The following is a 20576-nucleotide window of genomic DNA, read 5'->3' as shown; positions in this document are numbered from 1 at the left end:
AGTTTTTGTACTTATATTGTGATTTTAATCACAGAAAGTTTCCGTTATTTAAGAAAAAGTTATCATATTTGCATCATAATATGACATCAGATAACTTGAATAAAAAAATAATAACAAAAAATAATAACATATGAGTTCGGATTTATTGAAAGGATTACCAAGTTTGGCCAATGAATCTGTGGCTAAACAGGTGACGGATATTTTGACAGATTTAATCGTGTCGGGAAAGATTAAACTTGGCGAGTATCTCCCCACTGAGGAAGACTTGTGCCGCGAGTTCGGAATAGGCAGAAGTTCTGTAAGGGAAGCCATCAAGACCCTTGAGTCGAGGGGAATGGTAAAGAAGTTTCACGGCAAGGGGATGGTAGTGATAGACGAAAGCGCGGCGGCTACTGCCAAACTGCTGCAGATATCGCTGAAAATGAAAAAAACTACGATGAAGGATATCATGGAGTTCCGAAACTCGATAGAAATCAAGATGACGGAGTTGGCTGCCAAACGTGCCACCGACGAACAGATACAAATTATTTCCGGTCATTTGGAAAAGATGAAGAACGAGGAGTACAAGCTTGACACATTTGCTGAATTCGACTATAATTTCCATAAATCAATAGCCGACGCTTCCGGCAACAGTGTGTTCTCGCTGATGATGGAAACCATGCGTCCGATGCTTTATAATCATATCATATATACGCTGAATCCTACATTCAATCCTGAACATTCGAACCATTATCACGAAAAAATCCTTCAAACCATCAGGGACAGGAATCCTGAAGAGGCGGTAGAGGCCATGCGTTTGCATCTGACCGGAACGGAAAGGATAATAGAAGAACTTGAAGGCGTAAACGTCACTATATAGGTGGCTGCCCATCACGATAATTCAAGCCCTGCCATTGCCGATATGTCTGTCGGCGATGGCAGGGCTTTTGTTTTTAACATATAATATTTATTGAAAAATTTACAGAAAAGCTTGTTTGTATGATAATAAGAATGTATTTTTGTGCAGATGTCAGACAACATAGCTCGTGCGTGTAGCTTTCGAACAACAATTGTTGTATTATTCAATCTGGGCGTGTCTGATGAGTATTATTCATTTTTAAGATATAGCGTCAAAAAACATTTTAACAAACTTAATTTAACTTATGACTTCCAAGATATTAAATAGTTTGCCTCATTTAGCCAATGACTCTGTGACTAAGCAGGTGACAGACATACTGTCGGACTTAATAGTTACAGGCAAAATTGTAGAAGGGGATTTTTTGCCAACAGAAGAAGATTTGTGCCATGAGTTCGGTATAGGGCGTAGTTCGGTGAGAGAGGCCATCAAGACGCTTGAGTCCAGGGGTATGGTGAGAAAACTCCATGGCAAGGGGGTGGAAGTGATAGACGAGAGTGCCAAGGCCACAACCGAAATGCTTCATATATCGCTCCGGATGAAGAAAACGACGGTACGTGATTTTATGGAATTCAGAAAGTCTATGGAAATCAAGATGACCGAAATGGCTGCCTGTCGTGCCACGTCTGAACAAGTGAAAACCATCGAAGAAGTTTTAGAGAAGATGAAGACGGACGAATACAGACTTGAGACATTTGCCGATTACGACTTCATGTTTCATAAATCGATAGCCGATGCTTCGGGCAACAAAGTCTTTTCGCTGATGATGGAGACCATCCGCCCCATGCTTTATTCTCATATCATTTATACGCTCAACCCGAATTTCAATCCGGAGCTGTCGAACCATTTCCATGAAACCATACTTGAGGCCATAAAAGCTAAAGACCCCAATGCAGCATCAGCCGCCATGGCTGCACATTTGGCGGGAACAAAGAGTATAATAGATGAACTGGAAAGTGCTAATGTAACGTTGTAACTATTATATTTAAATTGATATCCATGAACAATAGTTCGTTAAAAATTCGCCAAGCCTAAGCGGCTCTGGCAGTAAATAAAATGAGTTCTTTGAAGAGTTTGTCAATAACTTGCATGTCTGGGTTAATCCCAAACACGCAAATAAATCGTTCAAGCATATACGCATTGTGTATGAATGACTTGCAAGAGGATATGGAATAGGCTATTCCGAGCCTCTTACATGCCGCTTTGGTCAAGTTGACAGCAGCAAGCGATGCATTGAAGTGAAAATCCAACTTTCTGAAGTCAGTTGACTGACAGTTGGTAATTCCAGCATGCTGCTTTCCATCTCTAAAGCAAAATTCCAATTGGAACCTGGTTCTGTAATAATCCAGGACTTCGCATCCATCCATGGAATCATCTGTAGAGAAATAAAGCTGCCACTTGTCTGTCCTCCCGTCCATCGGATACCAGACGGCCAAGGAAACATACCTTTTGAGAGCTTTTGCATATACCCTCAATCCGTATAGTTTTCCCTTGTTCACCTCGTATTCCTTGCACCGGGTCAGATCCAGATTGGCAAAGTCAATCCTGCCGTCAAACCACTTGGGATGACCACGTTTTCTTGTTTTCTTTTCCAATGTCGGATAGTACAGGACTACGTCGTTCCTAAAGCGGCTGATGACATGGAAATCACTCTCACACATAGGCGTTATGAAAGTTTCCTTGGAAAAGAATGCGTCTGCAACCACCGTTCTGGATATGCTCTGTAGCTTGTCTTTTCTACTGATTAGATAGCTGCTATACCAGTCAACCAGGTTCTTACCCATATTATCCAAGGTCTTACAGTCCGGTGTCTGAATGGAACCTAAAGTCATGCATTCATGGTTGTCGATGTCAATGACACCGATGCCCATGATTTCTAATCCTCGCTTATAATCCCCGGCACAGCCTGACCAGAGGTAACCAATCCAAGGTGTCTTATGACCGGACTTGGGGATATAGGAAGGATCGATGGCGATGGCTTTTCTTTTGCCTGTGAGATGCTTGCTGATGATAGAGGCGTTGAACGCAAACCAGTCGAAAGTTTCATTTTCAAAAAGGTTACGGTAGGTCTGTTCCGAAAAACATCCATACCTGCCCAATTGGAGGAAGTTTATACGATCCGGGATGGCCATGAATAATTTCATGGTGTCCATGAACGTTTTTTCAAAAGGTTTGTGTATATTCACGACTGATTTGAGAGCCGACAGGCACTCGGATTGGTATTACATAAGGAGTGTTTCTTTAGCCATAATTAGATGAGTAGTTAACTTCTAATTTACTAAAAAAATCAACGAATTATGCAATACTTTTCACCTTTGTTATCAGCAGGTTAGCCCATTTTTTTCAGCACATTTCTTCATGCTTAACCATTCGTTTTTGACAACATTTCAATGACCTCTTTAATGTTTTCGAACCGACTTTTGCCGGTTCTATTGTTTAACTTTTAATTTTTCGGTAAAAATTTACCGAAGTATTACATGAAAAGACGTGAATTTTTAAAAAAATCATTCCTTACAACCACTTTTTTATCTTGTGGGGGATTTTCCATCGCAAGTCAGGGCAATGAATTTAAGCCGAGAGAGTATTGGCCTAAGCGTGACGACAACTGGAAGTATATGGGCAAAAAGGATACTTCTACAGTAAAGCGCGAAAAGGAATACACTTTTGATGTTGCAGTGATAGGTGGTGGAGTGGCAGGATTGTGTGCAGCGGTTTCAGCAGCGCGACATGGTGCCAAAACGGTGCTTGTGCAAAACAGACCGGTACTTGGTGGAAATGCATCCAGCGAGATTCATGTTCCTATAAACGGCTCTTATCATTTCAAGAATAAATTTGGAGTTGACAGGGAAACAGGTATAGTAGAGGAAATCCAGTTGGAAAACAGGTACTATAATGTCCAGAATTCTTGGGAGGTATGGGATCATGTAATGTATGATTATGTAACTCGCCAGGAAAATCTTACATTGATGCTGAATACTCAGGCCATGGAGGCTGTCATGGACGGAAATTCAATAAAAAAGGCCATATGTTTTCAGTTCTCTACGGAATCAAAGATAATAATAAGTGCCGATGTCTTTATTGACTGTTCCGGTGATGGAGCTCTCGCAGCGAGTGCCGGTGCCGAATATAGGACAGGCCGGGAAGGCAAGGCCGAGTTTAATGAAAAATATGCGCCTGACGAACCCGACGGATGGGTGATGGGCGACAGTATTCAGTTCAGTTCAAAAGATATGGGGTATCCCGTACCATTTAATCCGCCATCGTTTGCAATAAAATATGACCCAAGTAAAGCTAATAAACGAAATATCACACAGTTGAGTTGTGGATTCTGGTGGGTAGAATTAGGTAGCGACTTGGATATTGTTGATGTTACAGAAGAGAACCGCCACAAATTGTTGGGATATCTATATGGTGCTTGGGATTATGTTAAGAACTCTGGAAAATTCCCTGAAGCCGCCAATTTGGTACTGGATTGGGTTGGTTCCGTTCCGGGACGACGTGAGTCAAGGCGTTTTATGGGAGATTATATCCTGAATGAAAACGATTTGACGAAGTTCACTCATTTTGATGATGCAATAGCATACGGAGGCGGCTGGTCGCTCGACGAACACTGTCCCGGCGGAATTTTGAATGATAAGGAACCTGCAAGTTATTTCCATCAAAGATTTGAAAAAATGTTTGAAATTCCATACAGATGTCTTTATTCCAAGAATATCGACAATCTTATGTTTGCCGGACGAAACGTGAGTGTCACCCATATAGCTTTGTCGGCCACCAGGCTTATCGCAATATGTGGTCTCATGGGACAGGCAGCCGGTACAGCGGCAGCCATGTGTATGGAATATAAGGTTTCTCCAAGAGGTATTTATAAAAAGTATATCGAGGAACTGCAGGAAAGGCTTTTACGGGATGACTGCTATATACCAAACCGTCCTGCAAACGATGAGGCTGATTTGGCACGTAAGGCCAAGATTGAGGCTTCGTCAACAACTTCCGGCAACGTCGCGCTATTGACTGATGGTTACAGCAGAGACGAGGTGGACCACATACATCATTGGCAGTCAGACGGTTTGAACCCTGATTTGACTCTCGCTTGGGAGAAACCCGTGTCGTTGTCCTCGGTAGAAATTAAATGTGATTCAAATCTTCATACGGAAATCCAGATTCACCCTAATATAGAAAAAAGAAGAAAACAAAGGCCTGGAATGCCAGTTGAACTTGTAAAGAAAGTTTCTGTTGAGGCAGAGGTGAATGGAGTGTGGAAAGAATTGACCGAGATTGACAACAACTTGCACAGGCTGATAAAATTAGAATTCTCACCTGTCCGTACTTCCAAAATACGTCTGAACTTAAAGGAAACATATAGCGCTTCTGATATAAAACTTTTTGAAGTCAGATGTTATTGATTCAGGAGCTGGCAACGCCGGCCGTTTTTATCGTGGTTAAAATTAGCTTAATTAGATATGTGTAATTTGTTGCTTTTAGGTATTGGAGGTCAGGAGCTGGTATTTATAGCTCTAATCATTCTGCTGTTGTTCGGAGGTAAAAAGATTCCTGAACTGATGAAAGGTCTTGGCAAGGGTGTCAAGAGCTTTAAGGATGGTGTGAACGGGATAGATGAAATAACAGATCAGGAAGATAAGAAAAAAATATAACTGAAAAGTAAAAGAAAAGGTAAACATAGGAGTATTTGTAATAACCTTTTAACTCAATATGTGTACCTGGCGGTATTGTTAGGCAAATAGTACTTGCAGATACAAAATTAAAATTTGCAGATACGTTAATCTGTGCATGAATAATTTATTTTGTGACGCATGAAAGCAAGACTTGTGCTTCGGTCTTACTTTCATGCTGTAATGGATTCATCTTTTAAAAAAAAGTGGGTTCATTATTCTGTAAAAATAATGGTATAATGCAGGCCTCGTGCATTATACTGTTACTGTTTGTAAATCTTATTTTTAGAAAGGACATGAATAACATTAACCTTAAAATGACAATAATACCGTCTGTGGCAAAAGTAAAGCAGGTTGTTTTATTTTTATCAGTATCGTGTGTGTTATCTTGCAACAGATATGTTGCCGATTGGGGCGATGCGTCCGGTCAGGAAGAAAAAGAAGTTTTTTCACCTACATTGAATATCCCCGATATTTCCGGTACAGAGATACCTTTGTATACCATTCTTAGAACATCCGAGTCGTATGGGTTGGAAAGCAATGCGACCAAGGATCAGTCGTCAGCCTTCCAGAGTGCGATAGACGATTTGTCATCTAAGGGAGGCGGGGTTTTGTTGATATCCAAGGGAACATATTGCCTGAATAATGTGTATATGAAGTCCGATGTACATATTATGGTTGAAAAGGATGTGGTATTCAAGCCTGTATTATCTGGAAACAAGTCTATAATGTTTATATTCTCGACTGTAGATGAGACTGTAGACGGTTATATCAGCAATGTCAGTATCAGTGGTGTTGGCGGAGAGAGGTTTACAGTTGATTTTACCGGATTTCACCCCGATAACGATTATTCCTGCGAATCGTCGTCCACAGCCCCTTCTTTAAGATTTATAAGATGTTGCATGGTGAAGAATTTTCTGATTTCTGATTTCAATGTCCTTGACAATTATACAAAGCATAGTGCGATAGAATTAAACTGTGCCAATGTCGATGTCGAAGGTTGGGAATTGTCCCGTCCGACTGACGGACTTGTAGAAAACTGCTATATAGACAAGGCAGACTGGGGATATGGACTTGTACAGGCACATGCCGCCCACAACGTGTTGTTCAGGGATATCAGCGGAGTGGGCGGAGTGACATTACGCTTTGAAACAGGTTACGGCAAGAATATAGGCCTTTTTGATGTATATGGGTATAATGTATCTGTGTCCGACGGCAGGTCGGCAGTGTTGTTGTCGCCTCATGTGTCACACAATGGAAAGGTATTGGTGGAGAAGGTTACTGGTATAAACACTGCATTGACCGTATCGATAGAAGAAGGTTTTGACGATGAGCGGGATCCATCCAAGGAAGGGATTAAAGGTTCATTCTCTGATGAGAGTGTCATTTATGACATATATGCCGAATATGGAGAAAAGTCACAAATCAGAATTCCCGATATATATCTCTATGAGCCTGAGTATTACCCTCTTTTCAAGAAGGAAGTCATAGGCGAATCTGCACGTCAATACACAGGACCTTCCATAGCGCCTGCCTTCGACGGCTCCAATAAGACATATTCCGTCAAGATTGAGAACATAAAATCGAAAGGCTTTAAATATCATTCCGACAAAATATTGTATGAGGAAGATATTGAAAGAGAAAGAAGCGATTCGTGGAAGATCTATAGAACTTTACCTTTTTATTACGAGTAGCGTGCGTTTGACGTCTATACTATGATTGTGACATTCAAGTATCAACTTGCTCTGCAATACATGCAGGGCGTTTATAATTTCCGTATGAAAAAGATATTATGTTTTTTTGGCATTATTATGATGTTCTCTTCTTGTTCTGTTGCAAAAAGACATGAAAAGAAAAAATTGCAGGATTTTTTTCTTCCGATAGAATCGAAAAGCCTTGTTTCCGATGGCATTTGGGGTGATACTTGTGTCTTACCTCGCGATACGATGAATGGTTTGGAAGACACGAAGATGAAACATTGGTGTTATTGGGATGGCAGCATTGTTAAAGATGACGAGGGTATTTATCATATGTATTCCAGCAGATGGTCGCAGTCGTTGTCTCATGGCGAGGGGTGGCATATAGGAACGAAGGCGGTCCATTCTGTTAGCAACAGGCTTGAAGGGCCATATAAGGATTTGGGTTTGGTATATCCTGATTTTTATGATGGCTTAGGACATAATGTAGTTGGACTTAGGACGAAAGAAGGCAAATATGCCGTTGTCGTCAGTGAATCACTTCCGGGTAATGTGTTCATTTCTGATTCGCCATATGGCCCATTTGAATTATTGGGCGAAATAAAGATTGATAATAATGGTTTTTATCCCGGATTTACGAGATATGATGAGTTGGATATAGGTGCTGTAAAAGCAGGTGCTTTAGGTAAGATGTCGAATGTAATGATATTTGTTCGCCCGGATGGTAAATATATGTTGTTGGCCCGCCATTGTGTGCCTATGATAAGTGACGATGGCATTTTGGGGTCATATAAGGTTTTGGGTGATAGGGCTTGGGAAAATATGCCTGATACGCCTCAGTATTATATGGAGGATCCTACAATATGGTATAGTGATAGTCTGTATCATATAGTAGTCAATTTTCATAAAAAGGATGTATCTTATCATTTGACGTCTGAAGACGGAATAAGCAATTGGAAAAACAGGGGTGTGGCTTTTGATAAAAAAAGTCTAAGTTTATATACACTGATGGTCATGTGGAAAGATGGTATACAGTCCAGCGCCCTACAGTTTATGTTGAAAATGGAAAAGTAAAGGCTTTTAATTTTTCAGTGATAGATGTCCATAAAGGAAAAGACAGGGGCAATGATAATCATGGCAGCAAAATAATGGTTATACCTTTCGATTCTGAGGGCTTCAGCAAATATATAGCTGATTTAAGAAAGAATGACGAGTTGACAACTTATTCGACGCCAATACCCCAAGACTGGGAATATTCAAGGATTGGAAAGAAAACCAATGTGTCTAAAATAGGTTTTGACTCTATAGTAAATACAATATATTTTAATAGTCAATCATCGGAAATAGATGATTGTTCTGATTCTTTTGATTATATATATAAAGAAATGAGTTCGAATTCAATAATTCAAAGTCAGATTTTATCTAATGATTTTTATAAGTCTCGCAATTCGGTAGAGTCCGGACTCATGCTCAGAAACGATATTTTGCCGGAGTCTCCTTATGTCAGTGTCACTATTTCTAAAGATAAAAAATTGATAATAAGGCATAGGGATAGATTGAAATCGAAAGTTACAAAAGTGATATTGGGCGAATATGATACCCCTTATTGGATTCAGTTACAGAAGAATGGAGAAAAAATAGAATGCTATGTCTCTTCAAGTAATAAGTTTAATTGGGAAAAAGTGTACGAGCAGAACTTATGTTGTGATGATAAATATTATGTGGGAATGATATCATTGTCTGATAAGGGACAGACAGGTTTGTCGCGGTTTAAAGATTTTGAAGTAAATGCCATCGACAACCCATTGCGTGACGGTATAGTAATGCATACGTTCCCGGATACGATACCGTCAAGGGGATTGATAGATTTCGACATCCAGATTAATACAAAACGTCCTTTGTATGTTTGGGCTGAATTGGAAAACATTCAAACAGGAGAGAAGTATAGGGTTTTGCGTAACATATTTCGTTATAGTGAAAGAAAAAAGCTTTCTTACGACACAGGTGTGGATGAACTGAATCCTGAAAATACATATTGGTTTGTGGTAAAGGCAGTACCCTTGCATGGGCATGATTCAGAGAGTGTTTGTTCCGGATTTAAAAAAATCTTCATAGAAAATAAATAATGAAGATTAGATTTTTGTACGTGTTTGGCACCACAATTGTTTGATATAGGCTAATTATTAACAAACTTATTTATTTAAAATTTTATATGAGAAAACTTTTGTTCTCAAATGTTAAGACAGAGGCAAAAGAACAAAAAAGAATAAATAAAAATGAAATATCTTTTTGTCTGGCCTTGTATCGGAATGCTTAAAAAAAACGGGCTATAAGATATTGGTTGCTAATCTGATGTTTGATTAATTCTTTACCGAAAGTCCGTTAATTATATTATGAGATGTATTTTAATGTCTTATTATCTGTGGATACAATTTTATTACTTGCAGATACATTAAGTGTTGTTATATTATAGATATTTGTAACGATAGTTTAACCAAAAAATGTTTTATTTAATAGATTTATTATGAGACACAGATTAATGATTTTATGTTTCATTATTTTTTGTCCTTTTATATTGTATGGACAAAGGATTTCAATTTCTGGTAATGTAAAGGATAAAAATGGCGATCCTTTAATAGGGGTAACCGTTCAGGTAAAAGGTACTAACAGTGGTACAATTACGGATTTTGATGGAAATTATTTGCTTCCTAATGTATCCAAAAAGTCGATTTTGGCATTCTCTTATATTGGAATGGTAACTCAAGAAATAGAGGTAAATGGGAAATCTTCTATTAATGTTGTTTTAAGAGATGACTCAGAGTTGCTTGAAGAAGTAGTAGTTGTCGGTTACTCTACTCAAAAAAAAGTAAGTGTTACCGGCGCGGTTGCTGCGATTTCTAATGACCAAATAAAGCAGAGTCCTTCTGCAAATCTGGTAGGCTCTTTGACAGGTAAGTTACCTGGTTTGTCGATTATGCAAAATAGTGGACAACCTGGTGAAGAAGATTTTCAGTTGAGATTACGTGGAGCAAGTACTATGAATGGACAGAGTCCTTTAATATTAGTAGATGGTGTTCCCCGTGAAGATTTGTCATTGCTCGATCCCAATGAAATAGCTGCCATATCAATCCTGAAGGATGCTTCTGCAACAGCGGTTTTTGGAGTTAGAGGTGCTAATGGAGTGATTCTTGTTACAACAAAAATCGGTGAGCAAGAAAAACCTTCATTAAGTGTGTCTGCAGAGTATGGTATCCAAGAGTTTACAAAGAATTATGAAATGATGGACTCTTGGCGGTATGCTACATTGTATAATCAGGCTTTGGTAAACGACGGTCTGCCTATTAAGTATTCTGATAGACAAATACAATTGTATAAGGACGGTACAAACCCATACTACGCAAATACAGATTGGTTTGATGTTATGTTTAAGGATCGTGCGGTTATGAGTAGATATAATGCCAATCTTTCCGGAAGTTCAAAAAGGGTCAAGTATTTTGTAAATGTAGGTATGCTTAACCAAGGAGGTATGATGAATACAGAGTCGAGAAGTAAGCTGGGATATGATCCGCAATTTAAACTGAATAGATATAATTTTAGATCTAATCTTGATATTAGGGTTGTGGATTGGATTAAAGCAGATCTTAAGATTGCAGGTTATATAGATAAGGTTGGACGTCCAGGCTCTGCTGCTTCAGATCAATTTCAGTTTTTTAGAAAAATTTATACAATGTCTCCTACAGTACCGGTTTTTCCGGATGAAAGTTTTGGAATACCTATGGATGCATTGGTCTCAACTTATGACTCATCACCTTATGGAGAGTTAAATTATTTAGGCTATCAGACACAAGATAAAAGTAAGCTAAATACTTCATTAGGTTTTGATTTCGACCTTAATAAATTTGTAAAAGGATTGAGTACAAAGGTACTTCTGGCATATGATGTTAATGCAAATTCCATAATAAAAGGCACTAAAACAGGCTATAATGTATATCAACTCTCTATATTAGAGCAGAAGGATGAGAATGGTAATATAGAAGACGTTTACTCATTAACATCACAGAATGAGTATCAGAAGTATCAGTTGTCATTAAATAAATCATATAGTTTCTCTTATTCATTGAACTTTCAGTGGATAGTTAATTATATGAGGGATTTTGGAAAAAATAATGTTGGCACAATGTTTGTTTTTCAAAAAGATAATAGTGAGGCGGCTTCAGGTACAAGTATAGACTTATTGCCATATAATCGTTTGGGATTTGCGGGACGTTTGACTTATAGGTATGCTGATAGATATATGGGTGAGTTTAATATTGGATATAATGGTTCTGAGCAATTTGCAAAAGGAAAACGATTTGGTGTTTTTCCAGCTTTTTCTTTAGGATGGCTTGTCTCTAACGAGGATTTCATGAAAGATATAAAAGCTATTTCAAATCTGAAACTTCGTGCATCTTTTGGTAAAGTAGGTAATGATAAAATAGGAAATCAGAGATTTTTGTATTTAGATAATAATACTATAGTTAATCGCCCTCCAACAATATTTTATGATACTGTTCTGGGTAATGCTCAGATGGTTCAAGAGAAATTAATTGGAAATCCCGATCTTACATGGGAAATAGCATATAAACAAAATTATGGTATAGATTTGGGCTTATTTAATAATAATTTGACAGTTACATTTGATTATTTTAGGGAAAATAGAAAAAATATCCTTATTACCCGTAATACAGTACCTTCCATATTAGGTAATTTTCAATCAGTGATGCCTAAAGCTAATTTTGGTGAAGTTTTTAACCATGGCTTTGAGTTAGATATATTTTATAATAAGAAGGTTAATAAGGACTGGTCTTACTCAATAAGAGGAATGTTTAATTTTGCAAGGAATAAAATAATTTTTAAAGATGAATTAAATTTAGGGGATGATTATTATTGTCCTTATAGAGGTCAGGGCTACTCAATGGGACAGAATTTTGGATATTTGATTGATTGGGATTCGCCTGGTCATGGCTATTTTTTATCTAAAGAAGAAATTGCTGATTATCCAGAATATTCAGGTATTAAGCCCAGGGTAGGTGATTTTGTTTATAAGGATATGAATGATGATGACGTAATTGATGAGAAAGACTATGCTCCAATTGGTAAACCATCACTTCCTGAATTTAATTATAGTTTAACATTAGGTTTTTCATATAAGGGATTGGATTTTTCAGCTTTGCTTTATGGTATAGGAAATTCTTATAATAATTATAAAGGTGCTATGGGCATTGATGAGACTAAATCAGTATTTCAAAATCATCATCTGAATGCATGGTCTCAAGAAAGATATGAACAAGGTAAAGAAATATCTTATCCAGCTTTGACAACATCCGGCAGTTCATCTTTGGGGCATAATGATTATTTCATAAGAAACAGGGCATTTTTACGTTTGAAAAATTTAGAGATAGGATATGTTTTACCAAAAAAATTAACAAAGAAAATAGGAATAAGTAAATTAAGGTTTTATGCAAATGGTCAGAACTTGCTAACTTTCGATAATTTGCCGTTCGAAAGTGTTGATCCAGAACAGAAAACAACATCATCAGTTCTACCAGTTTTAAAAGTAATAAATTTTGGTGCTAATATTAATTTTTAGATTATTATGAAGAAAAAATATCTATATACATTGTTTTCTGTTTTTTCAGGTTTATGTTTATTTTCTTCTTGTTTGGATTCTCTGGATGTAATTCCTGAAGGACAGCATTCGTATGATGAAATTTTTGCAAATGAAGTAACTACCGGAGCGTATTTGAATTCTTGTTATGATGAGTTGCCAGAATTTGGAATAAAATATTCCTGGGGAACAAACTTGCCTATTATTCTGACAGATGATGCTTGGGAATATACTACAAATACCAATTATGTAGGAGTCGCATATAAGGGAATGAAATCTGATAAATGGAGTAATAAATTGATTGCAGATAATTCGAATTGGGGAAAAGGGAATAGAACATCGTGGGATCTTTTTTTCAGGAACATAAGACGATGTAATTTATTTATAAGTAGGATTGATAATGCTGTAGTTCCAACAGAGCAGGATAGGGTTCATTGGAAGGCTGAGGCCAGAGTTCTTCGTGCTTATTATTACTGGGAACTTATTTCCAGATTTGGAGGTGTACCTCTTATAACAGAAGTACTTCCTGTTGATTATGATGGTGCAGATTTAAGAAGGGAGTCATTCAAGACTTGTGCAGATTTTATAATTTCTGAGTGTGAAGAAGCAATGAAAGTTCCAGAGTTCCCTTGGAGATATGAAAAAAACGGTGAGGAAATACGAATGACAAAGGCTATTGCTGCAATGGTAAAATCAAGAACTGCATTGTATATGGCAAGCCCTTTATTCTGTGATGGACAGAATTATTGGGCTGATGCAGAACGTATAACAAAGGAAAGTCTTGACGCTTGTCTAGCAAATGGTTATGAACTGTATACAGAGGTGAGGAATACAAATCTGTATGGAGATAATGCATTTTATGAATATTCTACTTCACAGGCTGATTATGGACCTTCTCCAATAGATAAAGAAACAATATGGATAGCTAAGTTTCAGATGGGAGGAAATGCTTCGATTAAATTTAACGGATTACCATCAAATGGTGCCAATAAATCCGGTATTTGTCCTACCCAGGAACTTGTAGATGCATTCCCAATGAAAGACGGTACATATGTATTAGATTTAAAAGAACCCTACAAAGACGAACTTCATCTTGAGCCAAACTATGCAAGCGGAACTACATATAATCCTCAAAAACCTTACGAGAACAGAGACCCACGTTTTTATGCAATAATATTTTATAATGGTTCGCAAACAATGAATAAAAATCAGAAAATGTTCGATATATGGACATATAACGGGGCTAAAGATGGTATAAAGATGGGGGATATTAAAAGAACATGTACAGGATATTATATGCGCAAGTATATGCGCCCGGATTCTTATCCTGGATCATGGTTAAAAATTCATTGGAGAATGATGCGTTTGCCGGAATTATATTTAAATTATGCAGAAGCTGCTATTGAGAATGGTAATTGGAAAGATGCAGTTGATGCTATAAAGCCTATAAGGGATCGCGTAAAGATGAAAAACATTAATCCTTCAAATCAGGAGGAAGCCAGATTGATGGTTCAGAATGAAAGGAGAATTGAAATGGCTATGGAAGAATGCAGATATAATGATATCCGCAGATGGACTAAACCTGGTGAGGAGATGAAGTATGGTGGAAAGCATCTAACTGCGATGTGGATAGAGAAGGTAGGTAATACTTATGAGTACCATAGATGTCCGATAGGTCAATCTTACGATAAGAAGACAGACTCTTTTGTAGGAACACCATGGACAAGAGAAACTTATAAAAGTAAGTATTTGCTTCACGGTTTAGAATTAGACGAAGCAAACAGACTTGAAGCAGTTACAGGAGTAAACTGGCAAAACCCAGGTTGGGATTAAATTTCATTTATAAAACAAAAAATATTGGATATCATGAGAAAATACTATATAAGTAAGTTTTTCGCATTGTCTGTAATATTGATGATGAACTTAAACTTGATAAATGCTCAGTCTCGTTCCATAAAGGGATATGTATGTAATGATTCTGGAGACAGACTTCCTGGAGCTATAGTTAGATTAGTAGGTGAAGACGATAATATAATTACTGATGCGAATGGTGAGTTTAGTGCAGAATTGTCTAACGGTACAAAATATTTGTTGGTAGAGTACGTAGGATATTCTACTAAAAAGATTAAAATTAATGACAAACTGAATTTGTATGTAAAGCTCGATAGAGACGTCAGCAATAAGTACCAGGAAGTAAATTTAATTAAAGATGTCCGTCCTTCATATTCTGTAGGAGGTTCTGCTATTGTCATAACCGGTGATGAGTTGAGAAAAACTCATAATCATCATTTGGCGGCAGCATTAGCAGGTAGAGTTCCCGGATTATATGTAAAGACAACCGGTAATGAGCCTAGTAAAGAAACATATTCATTGAATATAAGGGGAGCTTCTACAGTTAATGGTAGAGCTACTTTGATCCTTATTGACGGAATGATAGGAAGTCTTGATAATGTTAACGTCAATGATGTCGAAAGTGTCACTATTATGAAGGATGCATCGTCATCTGTCTTGTATGGTATGCAGGCTGCTGCCGGTATAATATACGTAAAGACAAAGCGTGGAGGAGTTTCTGCTCCCTCTATTAACGTAGACGTGAACTATACGTTACAGAATGCAATAGTAAGACCAAAGATGATATCTTCAGGTGATTATGCAACAATGATTAATCAGGCTTGGAAAAATGACGGTTTTGGTGATTACTATATATATTCACAAGATGAAATAGATAATTATTATAATGGAACTGATAGGAATCTGTATCCAAATAATAATTGGTATGATATGTTTATGAAGGATGTTGTACAGACTCAGAATATTTATACCAGTGCTCATGGTGGAACTAAATATGTCAAATATTATGCAAGTTTAGGATATATGCATCAGGATTCTCCATTCAAGACCGCTGATGCATTGAAAACTTACGGTCTTAACAGATTTGACTTCAGATCGAATGTGGATTTCCTGATAAATGACTATATCAAGGGATATGTGAATATTGCAGCGCGAATAAATAAAGAATTGTCACCGAATGCTACAGATGGAACCGGAGGTGTTATGAGTTCTATATTTGATATGTCTCCCGTCATATATGGTCCGTTGACACCGGATGGAAAGGTTGTAGTAACTCCTGAGAATACAAATCCTACATTTGGTAGGCTGAACAGATCAGGATATGTTAAAGGAACAGACTATAATTTGTCGACTAACATTGGTTTGGAATTTGACTTAAAATTCATAACTCCAGGTCTTAAAACATCAGGTAATATTATTTATTTCAATAATACTACATCTCAAAATAAGGGAAATACTGACTATGAGCGCTGGACAAGGGATTTGACAAATACAAATGAATTATTGTTTTATCAATATGGCACTACAGAAAAGGAACCTCTTCTTTTCTCAAAATCAACACAAAGTTCTATCAGGTCACAATATGATTGGAATATTGACTATAACAGATCTTTCAACAGACATAAATTGGGAGTAAATTTGTTTTTGTCTCAACAGTACTATAATGCAAATAAAATTCAGGGAGTACAGCCTGTATTGAGAATGACATATGGAGGTCGTTTGTCATATGGTTATGATAATCTGATTTTTGCTGATTTTACAGCAGGATATCAAGGTTCTGAACAATTCTCGAAAGGAAACAGGTATGGTTTCTTCCCTTCCGGTTCTTTAGCTTTTGTCGCAACTAATCTGGATGCCTTGAAGAACAATAGAGTATTGTCTTACTTAAAGTTCCATACTTCTTATGGACTTGTTGGTAATGATAATTTTGGTGATGACAGGTTCCTTTATAGAGATTATCTGGCTAGTGCAGCAAGTAATGGAGGAATAAATTATTTATCCAAACCTATAGATATAATAAGATTGGGTAATCCGAATTTGACTTGGGAAAAATCAAAGATATTCAATGTAGGTGTAGATTTCAGCTTATTTAATCAGTTGTCTGTTGGTGTTGAATATTATAATGACAGAAGAACAAGCATATTGGTTGATGATAATATCACTCCATTGTTGAACGGACTTTCTTCTGATTATTTAAGCAAGATAAATCTTAGTGAGATTCATAATTCCGGAGTTGATTTGTCTCTGGGTTATTTCAAGCAGATTAATAAAGATTTTTCTCTTGGCTTAAGTTCTAATTTCGCATTTAACAAGAATGAAATTATTGAAATTGGAGAATTGCCTAAAGCAGACGATTATGCATATAAATATAGGCAGACAGGATATAGAATAGGTCAGACTTGGGGATATGAAATTGATTATTCTAATGGTAACGGATATTTTAACAGTCAGGAAGAAATTGACAAATCAGGACTTACTTATGTCGGTAAATCTCCAAGACCTGGTGATTTTATATATATAGACCAAAATAGTGATAATATAATTGATGAGAAAGATATAGTTCCTATTGGCGAGTCAACAATACCTCAGATTGCTTGGGGGGCAGAATTGTTCCTTAAGTGGAGATCATGGGACGTTTCTGTTTTATTCCAAGGATTGGGCAAGTTCGGTGGTTTCAACAATGGAATAGGATATTATGAAACATATAATAACGGTACTTTCTTTGAACATCACTTAAAAGCCTGGACATCTGAAAGGTATGCTAATGGCGAGGTGATACTGGCTCCTGCTCTGACAAAACAAGGAAGTTCCAGCCAAAAGAACAATAACTATTATTATCAGAATAAAGGCTTCGCCAGACTTAAGAACGTAGAAATTGGTTATACAATGAAGGATAAAGCTTTTATGAAGAAGATGCATATTAACCAATTAAGATTTTATATCAGTGGTATGAATCTTTTAACTTGGGATCATATGAAAACCAATGATATAGATGTTGAAGGTGGAAAGGTATCCAATTTCCCAACTTCTCAGTATTGGACTGTAGGTTTAAACTTAAACTTTTAAATTAATTACTTATGAAAATAATTAATATAATAACATTAGGAGTGACAATATTATTGAGTTCTTCGTGTGAAAGTGTTTTCGAGTACGATGCTGATGACAGAAAAAATTATGACGAAATTTTTTCTGATTATAATATGACTGCACAATATCTTAATACATGTTACAAGAAAATGCCGGGTTATGGCAGATATAGCGCCGGTGGTACTTTTATTGCAAGTTTTACTGATGAGGCGCAGGATGCTAATGATGTGAAGGGTTCTAAAGCTTATTCTTATTATTTGGGTTCTATGAGTTCATCAAACAATATGATGAATACTAACCTATATAAAGACCTTTATGAAGGTATATATCATTGTAATGTATTTATAGAAAATGTTGATAAAGTTCCTGTTTTTACTATACCAGCATATCGTAGTAGATGGAAAGGAGAGGCATACTTATTACGTGCTTATTATGCATGGGAATTAATTAAACATTATGGCCCGTTGCCTATAATAAGGACCTCAAATACAGAAGACTATGATTATTCAAAAGTTGAAAGACCATCTTTTTATCAATGTGTAAAGGATATAATTGCCGATTGTGATATGGCGTTGAGCGAGCCTGAATTATTGTGGAGAGTAGAAAATGGAACTGAAAATGGTTCAATGACACGAGGTATAGCCTATGCTATAAAATCTCAAGCAATATTGTATGCTGCAAGTCCTTTGTGGTGTAACGGTGAAAATCATTGGAAAGAGGCTGCAGAAATAACCAAGGAATCGCTTGATAAGTTGTTGGAAGAGAGTAGATACGGTATTTATAATCCAGCACCTGCTAAATTGGTCAATAAAAAAGCGTATGGCTCTTATCAAGATTATTTCCTTCAAGGGGTTGGTGTAGGAACTAAACCTATTAATACTGAGGGAATTTATGTGTCAAAGAATAATATAAAAACTCTTTGGGCACAATATGGATTGCCTATTTTTAAGGATGCAGGTGTTGTAAATAGTGGTATTTCACCTTCTCAGGAATTGGTAGATGCATATGAAACAATTGATGGCGTTCCAATATTAAATCTTGAAAAGCCATATTTGGATGAAGATCATTTAATTCCTAACTATAATCCTGAAGCTTTAAAGGAAAATGGTGGTAAATATGATCCGAATAATCCTTACGAAAATAGAGATTTGAGATTAAAATCAACCATATATTATAATGGTATATTCCATAATCAGGAAAATAATACTCAAGTGGTAGAAACTTTTGTTGATGGTAATTGTGGAATTTCCTCTGTAAGCGAGCAATATACAAGGACAGGATATTATCTAAGAAAGTTCATGCATTGGAAAACCAATAAAAATCAGGATCTTAACGGATATTGGTCATATTATAGACTTGCAGAAATGTATTTAAATTATGCTGAAGCAATGTTGGAATATAAGGGAGCATGTGATGAAGTCTATGATGCTATCAACGTTGTCAGAACTCGTGCAAAAATGCCTAACCTTGTTAAAGGTACAATGGATACAGATGAGCTGCGTTTAAGATTACGTAATGAACGTCGTGTAGAATTTGCTTTTGAGGAACACCGTTATTTCGACCTCAGACGTTGGAAGTTGAACGATAAATATGAAGGTGTGGTTACAGGTATGAAGATTGAAAAGAATGATGATGGAAACCTAACTTATAATAGATTTGTTGTTCAAAAGAGAGATGTAGTAGATGACAAATATCGTATTTGGCCTATTCCATTGGAAGAAGAACTCAAATATGAAAGATTAAATATTGATTTCCAAAACCCAGGATGGTAATTAGTGTAAAACTCTGATTATCTATATTTTATCCCTACTAATAGTATATGTCTAATAGTAGGGATAATATCAATTAATAAAATTATTATATTAACATATATACATATCATAGTAAGTCGGTTTTGTAACTGTGAATAACGTAAATATCCCAGAAGAAAGACTTAGACTTTCATAGGCTGCAAATACTGATAGAGAAATATATTATAATATAGTCAATGTGGTGTATAGAGTTGATTGGTCTGATATTGTCCATATACCTTACTTCCCCGTTTCAACGATAATAAATATATAAACCTTATTATATTATGATTGACACAATTCCTTATTCAGATAATGAACTTCTTAAAATGGTAAAAGAAGGTAATGAAGAGGCTTTCAGGCAACTTTTCTTTAAGTTCTATCCAAGACTTCTCAGATATGCAGTGAGGTATGTAAATGATGAGGATATAGCTGAAGATATCCTTCAGGATTGCTTTATCTCTTTTTGGGAAAGAAAGAGTAGTATCAGATATATTTCGTTATCTTCTTTATTGTTTTGTATGGTTAGAAATGCTTGTTTGAACTATATAAAACATAACTCTTTGATTGAGAATATTTCTGTTGATTATGTATTTGATATAGGAGGAGAGGAGAAACTGTATTCATTGGATATGCAACTTTCGCCGGATGAGATACTTTTCCAAAAAGAGCTTAAGATACAAATATCAAAAGCTATATCATTATTGTCAGATAGAACTAGGCAGGTGTTTGTTTTAAGCAGGTTTAGAGGACTTAAAAATAATGAAATCGCTGATAGACTTAATATTACTACTAAAGCAGTAGAGAAACATATTACAAAATCTTTGAAAATAATTTCATCTTACTTAGAGAACCAATCTCTTGATACTAAGTATTTTATAATAGTATCTCTGTTTTTCTTATCCTAAAAGAAAAAAAACTTATAAAAATAGGTAG

Annotated in this window: 13 protein-coding genes; 12 read left to right on the top strand and 1 reads right to left on the bottom strand. The window is 36.4% G+C overall.

Translation table 11 applies throughout. The annotated features are described in order from the left end of the window. Nucleotides 1–130 precede the first annotated feature (130 nt). Together KSX81_RS01015 and KSX81_RS01010 are read left to right on the top strand one after the other, a co-directional pair. A complete protein-coding gene (locus tag KSX81_RS01015; protein WP_004320118.1) occupies nucleotides 131–859 on the top strand; it encodes a FadR/GntR family transcriptional regulator in 729 nt (242 codons plus the stop codon). A gap of 283 nt (nucleotides 860–1142) precedes the next feature. After that, nucleotides 1143–1871: a FadR/GntR family transcriptional regulator gene (locus tag KSX81_RS01010; RefSeq protein WP_072066918.1), complete on the top strand. Its 729-nt coding sequence runs from the start codon at nucleotides 1143–1145 to the stop codon at nucleotides 1869–1871. 55 nt (nucleotides 1872–1926) lie between these two features. Here the strand turns inward: KSX81_RS01010 and KSX81_RS01005 are convergent, their stop codons facing one another. After that, the gene (locus KSX81_RS01005) at nucleotides 1927–3102 is read right to left on the bottom strand and encodes a transposase (protein WP_317191158.1); all 1176 of its coding nucleotides are present in this window, start codon (nucleotides 3100–3102) and stop codon (nucleotides 1927–1929) included. Nucleotides 3103–3372: 270 nt separating this feature from the next. Here KSX81_RS01005 and KSX81_RS01000 point away from each other — a divergent pair, with 270 nt between their 5' ends. From KSX81_RS01000 to KSX81_RS00955, 10 genes are all read left to right on the top strand, one after another. Continuing rightward, nucleotides 3373–5301 carry an FAD-dependent oxidoreductase gene (locus KSX81_RS01000; protein ID WP_128859075.1) on the top strand — a complete coding sequence of 643 codons (1929 nt, stop codon included), beginning with the start codon at nucleotides 3373–3375 and terminating at the stop codon, nucleotides 5299–5301. 57 nt (nucleotides 5302–5358) lie between these two features. After that, complete coding sequence (locus KSX81_RS00995; protein WP_072066919.1) at nucleotides 5359–5550, top strand: twin-arginine translocase TatA/TatE family subunit; 192 nt, start codon at nucleotides 5359–5361, stop codon at nucleotides 5548–5550. Nucleotides 5551–5885: 335 nt separating this feature from the next. Continuing rightward, on the top strand, nucleotides 5886–7262 hold the full coding sequence (locus KSX81_RS00990) for a hypothetical protein (protein WP_141652218.1): 1377 nt from the start codon (nucleotides 5886–5888) through the stop codon (nucleotides 7260–7262). An 84-nt stretch (nucleotides 7263–7346) separates the two neighbouring features. Beyond that, nucleotides 7347–8339 (top strand): hypothetical protein, encoded by a 993-nt coding sequence (locus tag KSX81_RS00985; RefSeq protein WP_195591100.1) that lies wholly within the window; start codon nucleotides 7347–7349, stop codon nucleotides 8337–8339. Beyond that, nucleotides 8282–9391, top strand: a complete 1110-nt coding sequence (locus KSX81_RS00980) for a hypothetical protein (protein ID WP_195591102.1) — start codon at nucleotides 8282–8284, stop codon at nucleotides 9389–9391. Before KSX81_RS00985 ends, KSX81_RS00980 begins: the two co-directional genes overlap by 58 nt. Nucleotides 9392–9789: 398 nt before the next feature. Next, complete coding sequence (locus KSX81_RS00975) at nucleotides 9790–12894, top strand: SusC/RagA family TonB-linked outer membrane protein (protein WP_080973943.1); 3105 nt, start codon at nucleotides 9790–9792, stop codon at nucleotides 12892–12894. Nucleotides 12895–12900: 6 nt separating this feature from the next. Then, nucleotides 12901–14745, top strand: coding sequence for a RagB/SusD family nutrient uptake outer membrane protein (locus KSX81_RS00970; protein ID WP_072066922.1), 1845 nt, complete (start codon nucleotides 12901–12903; stop codon nucleotides 14743–14745). Between the two features lie 33 nt (nucleotides 14746–14778). Continuing rightward, nucleotides 14779–17829 carry a SusC/RagA family TonB-linked outer membrane protein gene (locus KSX81_RS00965; RefSeq protein ID WP_060451295.1) on the top strand — a complete coding sequence of 1017 codons (3051 nt, stop codon included), beginning with the start codon at nucleotides 14779–14781 and terminating at the stop codon, nucleotides 17827–17829. Between the two features lie 11 nt (nucleotides 17830–17840). After that, nucleotides 17841–19622 (top strand): RagB/SusD family nutrient uptake outer membrane protein, encoded by a 1782-nt coding sequence (locus KSX81_RS00960; protein ID WP_080973944.1) that lies wholly within the window; start codon nucleotides 17841–17843, stop codon nucleotides 19620–19622. A gap of 305 nt (nucleotides 19623–19927) precedes the next feature. Further along, nucleotides 19928–20548, top strand: a complete 621-nt coding sequence (locus tag KSX81_RS00955; RefSeq protein WP_044917864.1) for an RNA polymerase sigma-70 factor — start codon at nucleotides 19928–19930, stop codon at nucleotides 20546–20548. Nucleotides 20549–20576: the final 28 nt, after the last annotated feature.

Source organism: Bacteroides sp. MSK.18.37, assembly GCF_019129155.2.
Lineage (GTDB): Bacteria > Bacteroidota > Bacteroidia > Bacteroidales > Bacteroidaceae > Bacteroides > Bacteroides ovatus.
This window is presented reverse-complemented; position numbering and strand designations above follow the sequence as displayed.